Below are 15477 nucleotides of genomic sequence, written 5' to 3'. Positions count from 1 at the left end.
GCGCTCCTCCACCAGACGTTACTTTTTGGCTGGCGCATGCAGCTCGGGCGGTTTGTTTTCCGCACCCGGCAATGGCGCCGGTGCCGGTTTTTCTTCGGCAGGCTCGCCCTTGGCCAGCACCACCTTCAGGCCCTTGAAGTGATTGATGGCCTGGGCCAGCTGGAAATCGTCCTTGCTGCCGAACTCGAGCGGCTTGCGGTCTTTCATCAGTGCCAGCGCGCGTTGTTGCTGGGCCAGGCTTGCCGACTGGTCCTTGCCAGCGGCCGCAGGCTGCTCGCCTTCGGCCACCAGGTGGCGCTGCAGATCAGATTCGCGCACGCGCAGCGCATTGAGCAGGTCGCCGTCCGCCGTTTCGTCCACCCGCAGATCGGGCTGCACGCCCGTGGCCTGGATCGGCCGCCCTTTCGGCGTGTAATAGCGCGCCGTGGTCAGCTTGATCGCCGTGTCGGGCGACAACTGGCGCAGCGTCTGCACCGAGCCCTTGCCGAACGTACGGCTGCCCATCACGATCGCGCGCTGGTAATCCTGCAGCGCGCCGGCGACGATTTCCGACGCCGATGCCGAACCGCCATTGACCAGCACCACCATCGGCACGGTCTTGAGCCCGGCCGGCAACCCGGCCAGCGGATCGCCACGCTGGGCATAGAATTCGCGCCGGCCGTAGAACGACTGGTTCGAATCGGGCAATTGCCCTTTGGTGCTGACGATGACCTGATCGGCCTTGGGCAGGAACGCCGCCGTGACGCCGATCGCGCCCGGCAGCAGGCCGCCCGGATCGTTGCGCAGGTCGAGTACGAGGCCCTTGATGTCCGGTTGTTCGGCGTACAGTTCTTTGGTTTTCTTGGCCAGCTCGTCGAGGGTATTTTCCTGGAACTGGCTGATGCGCAGCCACGCATAGCCGGGTTCGACCACTTTCGCCTTGACGCTGACGACCTTGATTTCGCGGCGGTCCAGCGGCACGACCCACGGCTTGTCGTCGCCGGGCCGGGCAATAGTCAGCGTGACCTTGCTGCCGACCTTGCCGCGCATGCGCTTGATGGCGTCGTCGGACGACATATTGCGCACCGGGACATTGTCGATCCGGGTGATCAGGTCGCCCGACTTGATGCCGGCCCTGAACGCGGGCGTGTCCTCGATCGGCGAGACGACCTTGATATACCCGTCTTCATTCGAGATTTCAACGCCCACGCCGACGAACTTGCCCTGCACCGCTTCGCGCATGTCGCGAAACGCTTTCTGGTCGAGGTACACGGAGTGCGGGTCGAGCGACGCCACCATGCCGCCGATGGCTTCAGTGAGCAATTTCTTGTCTTCGACCGGCTCGACGTAGTCGGTCTTGATCAGGCCATACACATCGGCCAACTGGCGCAGCTCGTCCAATGGCAGTGACGTGGCCGTGCCGGTTTTTTGTGCATAAGCAGACAACTGGAACGACGCCGCCACACCCAACACCATCCCCACGCCAACCAGCCCGAACCCCTTTGCTTTCATGCCCATGTGTACCCTGTGGTGACCTAGAACCGGACCCAGCCTGCCGGGTCGAACGCCTTGCCGTTACGCCTGAGCTCAAAGTATAGCCCCGATTCTTCGTTGCCACCGGTGTTGCCCGCGCTGGCCACCGCCTCGCCCGCGCGCACACTGTCCCCGGGGCGTTTGAGCAGCGCCTGGTTGTAGCCATAGATCGACAGGTACTCGCCGCCATGGTCGATGATGATCAGGTTGCCGAAGCCGCGCATCCAGTCGGCATGCACGACGCGGCCCGGGGCCACGGCGCGTACTTCCGTGCCTTCGGGCGCCTTGAAGAAGGTACCTTTCCAGTTCGGACCATCGCCGCGGCGGGTGCCGAAGCGTGCCACGACGCTGCCATTGATCGGGCTGCTCATGCGGCCCTTGAGCGAGGCAAACGAGCCGGACGGCGCCGCCGGACCCAGCGCAACCTCGGGCGCCGGATCGGGCCGGGTTGGCGCTGGCTGCGGCTGTTCAGCCACGACCGGCGCTTCCTTGACCGGTGCGGGGAGCGGCGCCGGCAGCGGCTCGGGCTTGACGCCCGGCTTGGCGTTGGCGTTCTGGCGCGCGATGCGTTCACGCTCACGTTCGCGCTCGGCGCGCCGGTCGGCCGCCGCCTTGGCGCGCGCCTGCGCCAGCAGACGGGCTTTTTCATCGGCCTCGGCCTTGGCTTTGGCCTTCGCGGCAGCCGCGGCCGCAGCCGCTACCTGACGCTTGCGCTCGGCTTCGGCCTGTTCGCGGATCAGGCGCGCCAGCCGGTCGACGAGGCCGGACATGCGCTCTTCGTCGCCCTTCAGGCGATCGGCCTGCTTGCGCTGGTCGGCCAGCTTGCTCGACAGCGTACCCAGCAGCGCCGCACGGCGTGCCTTTTCCTTCTCGAGCATGGCTTTCTGATCGAGTTGTTCCTGGGCGATTTCTTCCAGCTCTTGCTGGGCGTTTTCAACCTTGTCGCGGTTGACTTCGACCTGCGCCAGGTTGCTGCGCACCGAGTCCAGCAGGCGCGCCTGGGCCTGCGACACGTAGGCCATCAGTTGCAGGTCGCGGCTGATGCGGTTCGGGTTATCCCCCGAGAGCAGCAGCTTGATGCGGTCTTCGTTGCCAGCCACATAGTGCTCGCGCAGCAGCTTGGCCAGCTGCTGTTGCTGGGCGCCGATAGTCTGCGCCAGCTGGGCTTGCTGATTCGCCAGCGCTTGCAGGCGAGTTGCCGTCGTATCCTGTTCCTCGGCCAGATCGCGCAGCGCGCGGTTGGCGTCGGAAATGGCGGCCTCGGACTCGGCCAGCGTGTCGGCCGCGTCTTCCTTGGCGTTTTCGGTCTGGTTGATGTCGCGCTTGATGGCTGCCAGCTGTTGCTGGATGCCGGCGCGCTGCTTCTCGGCCGCCGCTTTCTGGCGGCTGCGCTCGGTCTGGCGCTGCGCCCACGCGTCCGACGCGAACGCGCCGGACAGCGCGACCGCCAGCAGTGTGCACAACAGCTTGCTGCCGGCGTCCTTCATGGTTGGCAAACGCAAAAGATTACTTCGCCTTCCCTTGGTTTGCGACCGCGGCCATGGCAGCGGCAATCGCCGCCTGGTCGCCCAGGTAGTAGTGCCTGATCGGCTTGAGGTCGGCGTCGAGTTCGTACACGAGCGGCTGGCCGTTCGGGATGTTCAGGCCCACGATGTCGGCGTCGCTGATGTTGTCGAGCATCTTGATGATGGCGCGCAGGCTGTTGCCGTGGGCCGAAATCAGGATGTTCTTGCCAGCGCGGATGGCCGGGGCGATCTCGTCGTTCCAGGCTGGCATCACGCGTGCCACGGTGTCTTTCAGGCATTCGGTCAGCGGAATCTGGCTCTCGTCCAGGCTGGCGTAGCGCGGGTCATTGAACGACGTGCGCGAATCGTCCTTCTCGAGCGCCGGCGGCGGCGTGTCGTAGCTGCGGCGCCAGACCAGCACCTGCTCGTCGCCGAACTTGGCGGCAGTCTCGCCCTTGTCGAGGCCCTGCAGCGCGCCGTAGTGACGCTCGTTGAGGCGCCAGTCGTTCTTGACCGGCAGATACATCGCATCCATCTCGTCCAGCGCCAGCCACAGCGTGCGGATCGCGCGCTTGAGCACCGAGGTATACGTGAGATCGAAGGTGAAACCGGCTTCCTTGAGCGCGCGGCCAGCGGCCTTTGCTTCAGCCACACCCTTGGCGGTCAGGTCGACGTCGACCCAGCCGGTGAAGCGGTTTTCCAGGTTCCAGGTGGATTCGCCATGGCGCATGAATACGATTTTGTACATGAAAGCTCTTTTCGCAAAATTTCTGGTTGATGTCCGGTCCAGCATCTATTTTATAATGCCCCGATTCAGTTCAACCAATCGGAACCCTTGTGAAATTCATTATCGATAACATTTTCCTCGTAGCGATCGCCGTTCTTGCTGGCGGCGCGCTGTTGTGGCCAGCCCTGGCGCCGCGCGGAAAACGCGCATCGCCGCTGCAGCTGACGCAGATGATCAACCGCGGCAAGACCACGATCGTCGACGTGCGCAGCAGCGAAGAATTCGCCGCCGGTCACCTGCGCGACGCGAAACACATCCCGCTGGCAGACTTGGGTGCTCGCGTTGGCGAACTGGACAAGTCGAAAACCCGGACCGTCGTCATGGTCTGCCAGACCGGCGCACGCAGCGACAAGGCAGCGCGCCAGTTGCAGGCGGCCGGTTTCGAGGACGTCCACAGCCTGGAAGGCGGCCTGGCGGCCTGGAAGGCTGCAGGCTTGCCGCTCACCAAATAAACCGCCCCATCGAGTCGATCGGGCACACGAAAGGATTCATCATGGCAGCTCACGTCGTTTTGTACCACACCGCATCTTGCCCTTACTGCGTCCGCGCCGAGCGCCTGCTCGAAGCCAAGGGTGTCACCGAGATCGAAGGCATCCGTGTCGACCTGGATCCCGAGCAGCGCCAGGTCATGATGCAGCGCACCGGTCGCCGCACGGTCCCACAGATTTATATTGGCGATACGCACGTCGGCGGCTTTGACGAACTGTATGCGCTGGACCAGGCAGGCCGCCTGGACCCGCTGCTCAAGGGCGAGTAAGCTGCATGCGCGCTGCGTAGCGCGGCCGTCGGCGGCAAGACTGCTATTGCAAGCAAGTTGATTTTGCTACAATTGCCGTCGTGTTCGATCCGACGGCCCGTTCACGACGTCGCGCTCGACCAGGCAACCGGAGTGGCCCGCCACTTCCCACTATTATTAGAAAGCGTTCCATGTCCGACGAAACTCTGCAACCAGTATTCCAAATCCAACGCGTCTACCTGAAAGACATGTCGCTGGAGCAACCGAACTCGCCATCGATCTTCCTGGAGCAAGAAGCGCCAGCGATCGAAGTGTCGCTCGACGTGGGTGCTGAAAGCATCGCCGAAGGCATCTACGAGTCGACCGTGACGATCACCGTCACCGCCAAGGTCAAGGACAAGGTTGCGTTCCTGGTCGAAGGCAAGCAGGCAGGCATCTTCGAAGCCCGTAACATCCCGGCTGACCAGATGGATCCACTGCTGGGCATCGGCTGCCCGAACATCATCTATCCTTACCTGCGCGCGAACATCGCTGACGTGATCAGCCGTGCCGGCTTCCCGCCAGTGCACCTGGCCGAGATCAACTTCGAAGCCTTCTACCAGCAGCGCGCCCAGGCCATGGCCGAAGCCGCAGCAGCGCCGTCGAACTAAGCAGCAGTCGTACCCGACGAACGCGGCGCCACGCCGCGTTCGTGCCAGATGTCCGGTGTCCCGGTTTCAACCACCATCCAGGCCCGCCATGTTCTCCGCCCGCCGTCTTGCCCGCTCCCCATTGATTGCCTCATGCGCCGCATTGCCGGTCGCCCCGCGCGCATTCGCCTTTGATCACATCATGGTCTCGAATGTCTGGGGCCTGTAATCCTCTGCAGGAGTTCCATGCAACAGAATAAGCTCACCAAAATCACTGTCCTGGGCGCCGGCGCCTGGGGCACTGCCGTGGCCATCGCCCTGGCGGCGCGCCACGACGTGCTGCTGTGGGGCCGCAATCCCCAGCAGATGCAGGACATCGAGGCCGCGCGCGACAACCGCGCCTACCTGCCGGGCCATCCGCTGCCGGCATCCCTGCGCGTGAGCGCCGACTTCGACGCGGCGCTGGCCCATGTCGCCACGAGCGCGCCGGACGAGACGCCGCTCCTGATCCTGGCCTGCCCGGTGGCCGGCCTGCGCCCCCTGCTCGAACAATTGCGCGGTCGCTCGATTCCCAACGTCGTCTGGCTGTGCAAGGGCTTCGAGGCCGGCACCGCCCTGCTGCCGCACCAGGTGGTCGCGCAAGTCCTGGGCGACGCCGTGCCGGGTGCAGCGCTGTCCGGCCCGTCGTTCGCCCAGGAAGTGGCGCGCGGCCTGCCGTGCGCGCTGACCGTCGCATCGAGCTCGCGCGCCTTGCGCGAACGCGTCGTCGCGCTGGCGCACGGCGACAACCTGCGCGTGTATTCGTGCGACGACCTGGTCGGCGTGGAAGTCGGCGGCGCCGTCAAGAACGTGATGGCCATTGCCACCGGCACATCGGACGGTCTGGGCCTGGGCCTGAATGCCCGCGCCGCCCTGATCACGCGCGGACTGGCCGAGATCACGCGCCTGGGACTGGCGCTGGGCGCGCAGCCGGGCACGTTCATGGGCCTCAGTGGCATGGGCGACCTGATCCTGACGTGTACGGGCGATCTGTCGCGTAACCGGCGCGTGGGCCTGGCGCTGGCCGAGGGGAAGGCGCTGGCCACCATCGTGGCCGAGCTGGGGCATGTGGCCGAAGGCGTGCCATGTGCCAAGGCTGTGCGCGAGCTGGCGCACAAGCTGGGCGTGGACATGCCGATCACCGAGGCGGTGGCGGGCGTGCTGTTCGATGGGGTCGATGCCGCGCGGACGGCGGCGGGCTTGCTGGCGCGCGATCCGAGGATCGAAGTCGCGTAAAACCTACGGTGGGCAGCATTGCCGTACACCGTACCCATCAGGCGTAGGGTGGACGGGTTACCCGTCCACGCGGTGATCGATACCGGCGCCGTTCGCGCGCCGGATGATCTTGCCGCCAATTATCACCGCGTGGACGGCGTAGCCGTCCACCCTACGCATCAAGCAATTTGTTGCGGCGTGTAGTAAGCCACCAAGCAATTTGTCGGAGCCGCGTATCAGGCAGCTTGCTGCGGCCCGATCAGAATGGTCATGAGCGCCACTGCGTCCTTCACGGCGCGGACCGTGTGCGGCACACCGCCGCTCAGATACACCATTTCGTTGGGCAGCAGCGACGTCGTTGCTCCATGCGCATCGACGGCGATTTCGCCTTCCAGGCACAGTACCGTCACTTCGCCATCGACCCGGTGCTCGGGGATGGGGCGTTCCACCGGCAGTACCAGCCGGATCAGTTCCATATGCTCGGTCTTGACCAGGGCCACCGAGGTGAAATGGGCGATATCGTTATCGCCGCGTTGCAATGCGATTTTCTCGCCGGATGTAGCGTGATGCAAGGCCATGTCGCCCTCCTCTATTCGTCGTGTTGTTCTGGAACGCTGCGCAGCCAGGTGACCAGCGCAAACGCGTCCTTGAATCCCTGCGCCAGTTGCGGCACCAGTTTTTCCGGCGCATTGAGCGCCAGATCGACTTCAGTCCACACGAAGAAGCTTTTCAGCTTCAGGTATTCGACATGCGGATGGTCCGCATCGAAACCCTTTGGTGGACGCTGCAACTTGTCCTCGTCCGGGAGGTCACCATAGGTGGCGCGGAGATGCTTATTCTTCAACATTTTGCCAAAACCCGTCGCATCGTTGACCACATGCTCGCGAATGGCCTTCAGGCGCGGTGGTGGCGGCAGGTATTCGCCGACGCCAAAACCGAGCTTGCCGCTGGCATCGATCTGGAAATAATAGGTCGAGCCACCGCCGGCACTGGGCCGGCGCTTGTCGTTCGGCGTGATGCCGGCCGAAAAGCGCGTCTTGTACGGCGTCTTGTTCTTTGAAAAACGGATGTCGCGGTTGATGCGGAACATCGCCTTCTTCGGGTTGCAGGCCGCGACCTGCTTGTCAAAGGCCGTGATGGCCCGGATCAGTTCAGTGACAACCTCCTGGAATTCTTCGCGCAGGATATCGTAGCGCGGCTTGTTCATGATGAACCAGGGGCGGTTATTGCTCTCGGTCAGTTCGTTCAAGTATTGCGTCAGGTCGCGCAGGTGCATGTGGGTCCGAAAATAAAATTCAAGAAGTTCAGGGCGTCTGGCGTGGACGGCGGCCGACCTTGACGGCGATCGCTGTTTCACGCCCCTGGCGCACAATCGTCATCGGTACGGACGCGCCCGGCTCGAGCTGGGCCACCAGCTTGAGCATCTCGCTCGTGTCAGCCACTTTTTTACCAGCAACTGCCACCAGGATGTCGCCCGGCTGAATCCCCGCGCGCTCGGCCGGCCCGCCACGCACCACGCCGGCAATCATGGCGCCGCTGCGTTTGGACAAGCCAAAGCTCTCGACCATTTCGGGCGTGATGTCCTGTGACTCGATGCCGATCCAGCCGCGCACCACCTCACCGTTCTTGACGATGGCGTCCAGCACGCTCTTGGCGGTGGACACGGGAATGGCAAACCCGATGCCCACCGAGCCGCCGCTCTGCGAATAGATCGCCGAGTTGATGCCAAGCAGGTGGCCATTGGTATCGACCAGCGCCCCGCCCGAGTTGCCGAAGTTGATCGCGGCATCGGTCTGGATGAAATTCTCGACGTGGTTGATGTGCAGGTTGTTACGCCCCAGCGCCGAGATGATCCCCATCGTGACCGTCTGGCCGACACCGAACGGGTTGCCGATGGCCAGTACCACATCGCCCACGCGTGCCAGTTCCGGGTCGCCCAGCACCATCACCGGCAAGTTGCGCTCCTTGATGCGGATCACGGCCAGGTCGGTTTCCGGATCGGTGCCGACCAGCGTTGCCGCTGCCTTGCGGCCATCGGCCAGGCCCACCTCGATCGCATCGGCGCCATCGATCACATGGAAATTGGTGACGATGTACCCGTCGCTGCTGACGATGACGCCCGAGCCGAGGCTGGCCAGCTGCTCGGCCTGCGGCGCGCGGTCGCCGCCGAAGAAGCGGCGAAACAGCGGGTCTTTCAGCAGCGGATGCGCCTCGCGCGACGCCTTGCTCGTGTAGATATTGACTACCGACGACATCGCCTTGGCGGCAGCGTCGCGGTAGCTGCCGGTGGCGGGCCGGGGTGGCGCCTGCAGCATGGGCACCGGTTTGCCCGGGGTACCCACCTGCACTTGCTTCGGTGCCGGCGTCGATTCGAGCCAGCCCGGCCGCAACGCGGCCACGACAAACCAGATGGCCAGCGCCACCGTGACCGTTTGCGCAAACAGCAGCCAGGAACGTACCCAGAAACGCCGCAACGGATGCGGGGGCCTTATGTCGCGGACGATGTCATCTTTCACTTTTTGAGGGCGTCCCGGATCTCGCGCAGCAACAGTACGTCTTCAGGCGTGGCGGCCGGTGTCGGTGCTTCGACGGGGCCGCGCAGGCGGTTCATCAGGCGCACCATCTGGAAGATGACAAATGCAAGAAGGATAAAGTTCAGCATGATCGTCAAGAAATTACCGTACGCCAGCACGGCCCCTGCCTTTTGCGCCTCGGCAAGTGGTAGGTTATAGCCCTGGCCATTGAGGGGGATGTAATAATTGGCGAAATCAAGACCACCGAACATCGCGCCGATCGGCGGCATGATGACGTCCTTGACCAGCGAATCGACGATACGGCCGAAGGCTCCACCGATGATCACGCCGACGGCCAGGTCCATCACATTGCCGCGCATCGCAAACTTCTTGAATTCGTCCATCATTGCCATGACTAACCCCTCTCATTGTTGTTGAAATAAGTCGTTGCATGATAACCGATGCCTTTCGGCGGCGGCGTCAACCGAGGCACAAGTGTGGTGCAAAAGACCATTTTTGCAAGGCGTGTAGGCAAGACAATATTTTTTCTATAGGTGTTGCCGTTCACATATAATTTTGCAAGCTGGAAGCTCGGACTTAATTCTTATAATTCGTATATTCACGGAGTGGGGTTGGTATGAGTACTCAAAAGCAGGTCGATCCTGGTCGACGGGGCTTGCTGGTCGCGACATGCGCCGCAGGTGGCGTCGTCGGCGTGGCCACGGCGGGAGCCCTGGTCAGCACCTTCCAGCCATCCGAGCGCGCCAAGGCCGCAGGCGCACCGGTTGAAGTCGATATCGGCGACGTCGCCCCCGGCGAAATGAAAGTCGTCGAATGGCGCGGCAAGCCAGTCTGGATTCTGCGCCGCACCCCCGCCATGATGGCCACGCTCGACAAAGACCAGGACGAACTGGCCGACCCCGCCTCCGAAAAGATATTCCAGCTCGAGATGCCGGAATACTGCAAGAACCCCCACCGCTCGCGCGTCGAACACAAGGAAGTGCTGGTCACCGTGGGCATCTGCTCGCACCTGGGCTGTTCGCCCTCGTCGCGCCTGGCCGCCGGCCCGCAGCCGAACCTGCCCAACGACTGGCCGGGCGGCTTCCTGTGCCCGTGCCATGGCTCGACCTTCGATTTGTCCGCACGCGTCTTCAAGAACAAGCCGGCGCCGACGAATATGGACGTTCCCCCGTACATGTATCTCTCCGATAGCAGGATCGTGATCGGCAAAGACGAGAAAGGCGAGGCATAACCATGGGCGCGTTCAAGGAGACAAAGCTGCCCGCCGATGCACCGGCGGCCCGGAAGGCACTGGCCTGGGTCGACGACCGCTTTCCGGCCACCAAGCTGTGGAACGATCAGTGGGGCAAGTACCACGCGCCCAAGAATTTCAACGTCTGGTATCTGTTCGGTTCGCTCTCGGCCTTGGTCCTGGTGCTGCAGATCGTCACCGGCATTTTCCTCACGATGCACTACAAGCCCGACGCGGCGCTGGCCTTCGGCTCGGTCGAGTACATCATGCGCGAAGTGCCGTGGGGCTGGCTGGTGCGCTACATGCACTCGACCGGCGCGTCGGCCTTCTTCATCGTCGTCTACCTGCACATGGCGCGCGGCCTCATGTACGGCTCGTACCGCAAACCGCGCGAGCTGGTCTGGCTGTTCGGCTTCGGCATCTTTTTATGCCTGATGGCCGAGGCGTTCTTCGGCTACCTGCTGCCGTGGGGCCAGATGTCGTACTGGGGCGCGCAGGTGATCGTCAACCTGTTCGGCGCAATTCCCGTGATCGGCAGCGATTTGTCGCTGTGGATCCGCGGCGACTACGTGGTGTCGGACGCCACGCTGAACCGCTTTTTCGCCTTCCACGTGATCGCCCTGCCCCTGGTCATTATCGGCCTGGTGGTGGCCCACCTGACGGCGCTGCACGAGGTGGGTTCGAACAATCCGGACGGCATCGAAGTCAAGGACCACATCGGCCCGGACGGCTACCCGCTCGACACGATCCCGTCGCACCCGTACTACACCACCAAGGATCTGTTCGGCGTGAGCGTGTTCCTGCTGCTGTTCTCGGCGGTCGTGTTCTTCGCGCCCGAGATGGGCGGCTATTTCCTCGAGTACAACAACTTCCTGCCAGCGGACTCGATGAAAACCCCGTCGCACATCGCGCCGACCTGGTACTTCACGCCGTTCTACTCGGTGCTGCGCGCCACCACGGCCGACTTCATGTACGTGCTGATGGCAGCGGTCGCGGCCTACGTCGTCTTCATCTGGTTCAAGTCGCGCCTGGCCTTCACGACCAAGGCAATCATCGCCGTGGTCGGCCTGCTGCTGGTCATCGGCATGCTGCCACAGGTGCTCGACGCCAAGTTCTGGGGCGTGGTGCTGTTCGGCTCGTCAGTGATGATCATCGCCGGCATGCCATGGCTGGACCACTCGCCGGCCCGCTCGCTGCGCTACCGTCCGGACTGGCACAAGTGGGTGTATGCGGTGTTTGCCGTGGTGTTCGTGACGCTGGGCTACCTGGGCACGCAATTGCCGACGGCCGCGTTCACGCTGATCTCGCAAGTGTGCACGCTGGCGTACTTCGGGTTCTTCCTCCTGATGCCGTGGTGGAGCACGATGGGCACCTTCAAGCCGGTGCCGACCCGTGTCACCTTCACCCCGCACTGACGCCTTCGGACCCGCGCACAAGGACATCCCATGACATTGCTTGTGAAAAAACTGATCGCCATCCTGGCCCTGGCGCCCGGCCTGGCATTCGCCGCCGAAGGCAGCTTCCCGCTCGACCGCGCCCCGGACCGCGCCGACCTCGCGTCGCTGCAAAATGGCGCCAAATTGTTCGTCAACCATTGCCTCAATTGCCACTCGGCCGCGTCGATGCGCTACAACCGCCTGCGCGACCTGGGCCTGACAGACGACCAGATCCGGCAAAATTTGTTGTTTTCTGCCGACAAGGTCGGCGACATGATGACCACGGCCATGCGCCCGAACGATGCCAAGGCCTGGTTCGGCGCGGTACCGCCGGATTTGTCGGTGATCGCGCGGGCCAAGGCGTCGCCGGGCGGCTCGGGCGCCGACTACCTGTACACCTATCTGCGCACGTTCTACCAGGACGACACGCGCCCGACCGGCTGGAACAATATGGTGGTGCCGAATGTGGCGATGCCGCATGCGATGTGGCTGCAGCAGGGGATCCGTACAGCAAAGTTCACGGAGCAGCCCGATCCGCATGAAGCCGGCAAGATGGTCCACACCTTCACCGGCTTCGAGCAAGTGAGCCCCGGCACCATGAGCCAGCAGGAGTTCAACACCGCCACGGCCGACCTGGTCGCCTACATGGTCTGGATGGCCGAGCCGGCCCAGGCAACACGCAAGCGATTGGGGGCATTCGTGCTCCTGTTCCTGACGATTTTCGCCTTTTTGGCCTGGCGATTGAATGAATCGTACTGGAAAGAAGTGAAGTAATTCGCTTTCGTTGTCCGGTTGGCTATAATACGGGCAATCATTTCTCTGGGGTGAGTGCTCGGCGCTGCACCCCTTTGTTTCTTAAGGAACTATAAACCATGATGGTTCTCTACTCCGGCACCACGTGCCCGTTCTCCCAACGCTGCCGCCTCGTCCTGTTCGAAAAGGGCATGGACTTCGAAGTGCGCGACGTCGACCTGTTCAACAAGCCGGAAGATATTTCGACGATGAACCCGTACGGCCAGGTGCCTATCCTGGTCGAGCGCGAACTGATCCTGTACGAATCGAACATCATCAACGAGTACATCGACGAGCGCTTCCCGCATCCGCAACTGATGCCGGCCGATCCGCTGATGCGCGCCCGTGCCCGCCTGATGCTGTTCAACTTCGAAAAAGAGCTGTTCGTCCACGTGCACACGCTGGAAAGCGAGCGCAACAAGTCGAACGACAAGATCCACGACAAGGCCCGCACCGAAATCCGCGATCGTCTGACCACGCTGGCACCGCTGTTCCTGAAGAACAAGTACATGCTGGGTGACGAGTTCTCGATGCTCGACGTGGCCATCGCGCCGCTGCTCTGGCGCCTGGACCACTACGGCATCGAACTGTCGAAGACGGCTGCACCGCTGATGAAGTACGCCGAGCGCATCTTCTCGCGCCCTGCCTACATCGAGGCGCTGACCCCGTCCGAGAAAGTGATGCGTCGTTGATGGACCTGGGGCGGGCTTGTTGCCGCCCCTGTCCTCAGCCGCACCGTACGCGCCGGAATCGGACGTTCTTCGGGCGAATCCGATAGACTGGCGCGAACGCCCGTTTTGCCTGTATTGCTAGCCCATACCACCATGTCAGAGATCTCCACCAAACCCTACCTGCTGCGCGCCATCTACGAATGGTGCACCGACAGTGGCTTTACGCCGTACCTCGCAGTCAAGGTCGATGGATCGACGACGGTGCCGATGGAATACGTCCGCAAGGGCGAGATCATCCTGAACATCAGCTTCGGCGCCACCTCGGCACTGAAGATGGATAATGACGCAGTTCACTTCCGTGCACGCTTCAACGGCGTGTCGCGCGAGATCTACATCCCTGTGCACAATGTGCTGGCGATTTATGCCAACGAGAATGGCCAGGGGATGGCGTTTGAAGTGGGTGCATTGCCTGCTGCGTCATCGGATGGTTCGGCGCCAGAAGTGGGTACCGCGCCTGCGGGGCCATCGCTGTCGGCGGTGCCGTCCAAGGGCGTGGATTCGCCGGTGGTGCCGGATACGGAAGTGTCTGCCCCGCCGTCGGGTGGCGATGACGAGCCACCGAAGAAGGGTGGACGACCGACCCTCACGCGGATCAAATAGCGTATAATTCTTGCTCTAAAGATCACGCCGGCTTAGCTCATTTGGTAGAGCAGTTGATTTGTAATCATCAGGTGGCCAGTTCGAAACCGGCAGCCGGCACCAGTAAAATCAAGCACTTAGCCCAGCCGCCATGGCTGGGCTTTTTGCTATCTGTGCTCTGTGTAACTCATGTGTAACCCATCTGCGAGGACGATTCATCTGGCCATCAGAATCCACGTAGCGGGTCTGTGTAAGCTTGAGGTGGATAATACTTACGCTCATGTACCGAGGGTGCCTGCTGCCAAGCGGCTTCGGTCCAAACTAGACGTTTTCGATTCACTAAGAAACATACGATACCAAACCTGCAGGTAGAGCAGCATGCCATGGCCTCCCCGGTTCAGGCGCTCGAGCGCCACCCAAGATGCACCCGAGACCACGGCCACACATGGCCGCCATTGCCGGACGCTAGGCAGTTTGCTTTCCTTTAGGCATCCTCCATCAGACCATTGCTGCGGGTTGCGCAGCCCGAACACAGCAGGTAATAGCGCCAGACGTGGTCAGCGATGGCGACAACGCTTAAATTAGAATGCCTGCCTATGGCCGGTTGCAGCCAGTCAATGTAGCAGTTGAATGGCGGCTCATGGCCAAATGCGAACGGTTGGAATGGCTCAATGTATGAAGTTGTTGCCTATAGGGCGAGTTGCGGGTTTTGTTAGGTGCTTTTAGTCATCGTCCATGAGGCCGCAAGATACGCATCGAGCGCCGTTGAAGTAAGCGAATCCGCAGCCTGGGCACTGCATCGCTGGTGAGACGTGGTTCGTGGAAGGACCGCCGCCTACGCCATAAGGGCCGCGAACAATTCGGATACCGTCTTTGTCAGCCAAGAGTTCTAGGCCGGGGCCAACCAGAACGGGCTTTCCAACCATCTCCGGAGCCCGGTAGATACTCTGGAACCTGAGTAGCGCTGCCAGTTGGGTCTTGATCTCCTCACCGAAGAGAGCGTCGTTGTGAATGACCCGCTCCAACGTGTTCAAGGCTTTTTGGACATTCTGCTCACTTACGGCTTTCTCTGCTATAGCCTGAGCCTTCGATGCCTTCTCCGAGGCTTTTTTCAACAGCACTAAGACGATAGGCACAGGCTCGAATACCTGGTCTTTTTTTAAGTTGTTGCATGGGCCGCACGCGGGCAGCCAGTTCTCATATGACTGCAGGTTGAAGGTGGACGGCAACCCAAGCTGGATGAGTACCTCAGCTAGCCTAACCATACCTTCGAGCGAATCAGGAATGATGTGATCTATCTGCATAGTTTTCAGGTAGATCGGCTTAGTGCATAGGTAGCATTTCTCGCCATGGGCCGTGTAGACGGCTAGTCTTTCGGTAGCTGAGAAGGCTTTTCTTGCCATGATATGTTTGTGCTTAAGGTAAGGGTAACAACGCGACTGCGCGGAAATCTCTGCCGGCATTCTAGCGTGACATTCGGGAAGTGCGTGATAGTTTGCGTCGGTCGAGACGGTAGCATACACACAGAGCTCAGTCAGAGTGGACAGTGCGGCACCGATGCGGCTATCTCTTCGATATGCTCGAGTATGGGCGTTATCTTCGACCAAGGCGTGAAACTCCAGAGGTCCGTTCTCGGCCCAGGCTGTGTAAAAACGTAGCGTCGTGTAAACGGACGTCGTCCGGTAAACGTTAAGCCAGTATCTCATCAAGACGGATGCAAAATGAAGCGCTTTATTGAAGGCGAGGATCGT

Annotated in this window: 17 protein-coding genes and 1 tRNA gene; 10 read left to right on the top strand and 8 right to left on the bottom strand. The window is 62.0% G+C overall.

Annotated features, from left to right (window positions below):
* Nucleotides 1–18: 18 nt before the first annotated feature.
* The 3 genes from AC56LW_RS20280 to gpmA are packed head-to-tail and all read right to left on the bottom strand — an operon-like array spanning nt 19 to nt 3765.
* Nucleotides 19–1497: a S41 family peptidase gene (locus tag AC56LW_RS20280; protein ID WP_499637137.1), complete on the bottom strand. Its 1479-nt coding sequence runs from the start codon at nt 1495–1497 to the stop codon at nt 19–21.
* Between the two features lie 17 nt (nt 1498–1514).
* Nucleotides 1515–2999, bottom strand: coding sequence for a murein hydrolase activator EnvC family protein (locus tag AC56LW_RS20275; protein WP_499637288.1), 1485 nt, complete (start codon nt 2997–2999; stop codon nt 1515–1517).
* Nucleotides 3000–3018: 19 nt separating this feature from the next.
* Nucleotides 3019–3765 carry a 2,3-diphosphoglycerate-dependent phosphoglycerate mutase gene (gene gpmA / locus AC56LW_RS20270; RefSeq protein WP_499637135.1) on the bottom strand — a complete coding sequence of 249 codons (747 nt, stop codon included), beginning with the start codon at nt 3763–3765 and terminating at the stop codon, nt 3019–3021.
* Nucleotides 3766–3854: 89 nt separating this feature from the next.
* Between gpmA and AC56LW_RS20265 the strand changes: the two genes are divergently transcribed.
* From AC56LW_RS20265 to AC56LW_RS20250, 4 genes are all read left to right on the top strand, one after another.
* Entirely contained in the window at nt 3855–4256 is a 402-nt protein-coding gene (locus AC56LW_RS20265; protein ID WP_499637133.1) for a rhodanese-like domain-containing protein, read from the top strand.
* Between the two features lie 41 nt (nt 4257–4297).
* On the top strand, nt 4298–4561 hold the full coding sequence (gene grxC / locus AC56LW_RS20260) for a glutaredoxin 3 (protein WP_183554577.1): 264 nt from the start codon (nt 4298–4300) through the stop codon (nt 4559–4561).
* Between the two features lie 170 nt (nt 4562–4731).
* The gene (secB, locus tag AC56LW_RS20255) at nt 4732–5190 is read left to right on the top strand and encodes a protein-export chaperone SecB (RefSeq protein WP_183554579.1); all 459 of its coding nucleotides are present in this window, start codon (nt 4732–4734) and stop codon (nt 5188–5190) included.
* A gap of 225 nt (nt 5191–5415) precedes the next feature.
* Nucleotides 5416–6444, top strand: coding sequence for an NAD(P)H-dependent glycerol-3-phosphate dehydrogenase (locus AC56LW_RS20250; RefSeq protein ID WP_332531915.1), 1029 nt, complete (start codon nt 5416–5418; stop codon nt 6442–6444).
* Nucleotides 6445–6659: 215 nt separating this feature from the next.
* Here AC56LW_RS20250 and AC56LW_RS20245 read toward each other — a convergent pair whose 3' ends face one another.
* The 4 genes from AC56LW_RS20245 to mscL are packed head-to-tail and all read right to left on the bottom strand — an operon-like array spanning nt 6660 to nt 9349.
* Entirely contained in the window at nt 6660–7001 is a 342-nt protein-coding gene (locus AC56LW_RS20245; protein WP_332531914.1) for a cupin domain-containing protein, read from the bottom strand.
* Between the two features lie 11 nt (nt 7002–7012).
* Nucleotides 7013–7699 carry a DUF2461 domain-containing protein gene (locus AC56LW_RS20240; RefSeq protein ID WP_499637131.1) on the bottom strand — a complete coding sequence of 229 codons (687 nt, stop codon included), beginning with the start codon at nt 7697–7699 and terminating at the stop codon, nt 7013–7015.
* A 28-nt stretch (nt 7700–7727) separates the two neighbouring features.
* Complete coding sequence (locus tag AC56LW_RS20235) at nt 7728–8939, bottom strand: trypsin-like peptidase domain-containing protein (RefSeq protein WP_499637129.1); 1212 nt, start codon at nt 8937–8939, stop codon at nt 7728–7730.
* On the bottom strand, nt 8936–9349 hold the full coding sequence (gene mscL, locus AC56LW_RS20230; RefSeq protein ID WP_183554587.1) for a large conductance mechanosensitive channel protein MscL: 414 nt from the start codon (nt 9347–9349) through the stop codon (nt 8936–8938). The genes AC56LW_RS20235 and mscL overlap by 4 nt, the downstream gene beginning before the upstream one ends.
* A 224-nt stretch (nt 9350–9573) precedes the next feature.
* Between mscL and petA the strand changes: the two genes are divergently transcribed.
* The 6 genes from petA (at nt 9574) to AC56LW_RS20200 (ending at nt 13849) form a co-directional block, all read left to right on the top strand.
* Complete coding sequence (gene petA, locus AC56LW_RS20225) at nt 9574–10188, top strand: ubiquinol-cytochrome c reductase iron-sulfur subunit (protein WP_499637127.1); 615 nt, start codon at nt 9574–9576, stop codon at nt 10186–10188.
* A 2-nt stretch (nt 10189–10190) separates the two neighbouring features.
* Nucleotides 10191–11603, top strand: coding sequence for a cytochrome b (locus AC56LW_RS20220; RefSeq protein WP_332531910.1), 1413 nt, complete (start codon nt 10191–10193; stop codon nt 11601–11603).
* Between the two features lie 30 nt (nt 11604–11633).
* Nucleotides 11634–12398: a cytochrome c1 gene (locus tag AC56LW_RS20215; protein WP_332531909.1), complete on the top strand. Its 765-nt coding sequence runs from the start codon at nt 11634–11636 to the stop codon at nt 12396–12398.
* A 98-nt stretch (nt 12399–12496) separates the two neighbouring features.
* Nucleotides 12497–13108, top strand: coding sequence for a glutathione S-transferase N-terminal domain-containing protein (locus tag AC56LW_RS20210; RefSeq protein ID WP_183554595.1), 612 nt, complete (start codon nt 12497–12499; stop codon nt 13106–13108).
* A gap of 132 nt (nt 13109–13240) precedes the next feature.
* Nucleotides 13241–13747, top strand: coding sequence for a ClpXP protease specificity-enhancing factor (locus tag AC56LW_RS20205; protein WP_332531908.1), 507 nt, complete (start codon nt 13241–13243; stop codon nt 13745–13747).
* A gap of 26 nt (nt 13748–13773) precedes the next feature.
* A tRNA-Thr gene (locus AC56LW_RS20200) sits at nt 13774–13849 on the top strand.
* A gap of 599 nt (nt 13850–14448) precedes the next feature.
* On the opposite strand, the gene AC56LW_RS20195 is transcribed toward AC56LW_RS20200, so the two are convergent.
* Nucleotides 14449–15477: HNH endonuclease (locus tag AC56LW_RS20195; RefSeq protein ID WP_499637124.1), on the bottom strand; the 1029-nt coding region annotated here is incomplete at its 5' end.

This window comes from Telluria sp. LT2P80 (assembly GCF_059685955.1).
The sequence above is the reverse complement of the archived record's forward strand: the minus strand, read 5'-3'. Positions and strand labels throughout refer to the sequence as shown.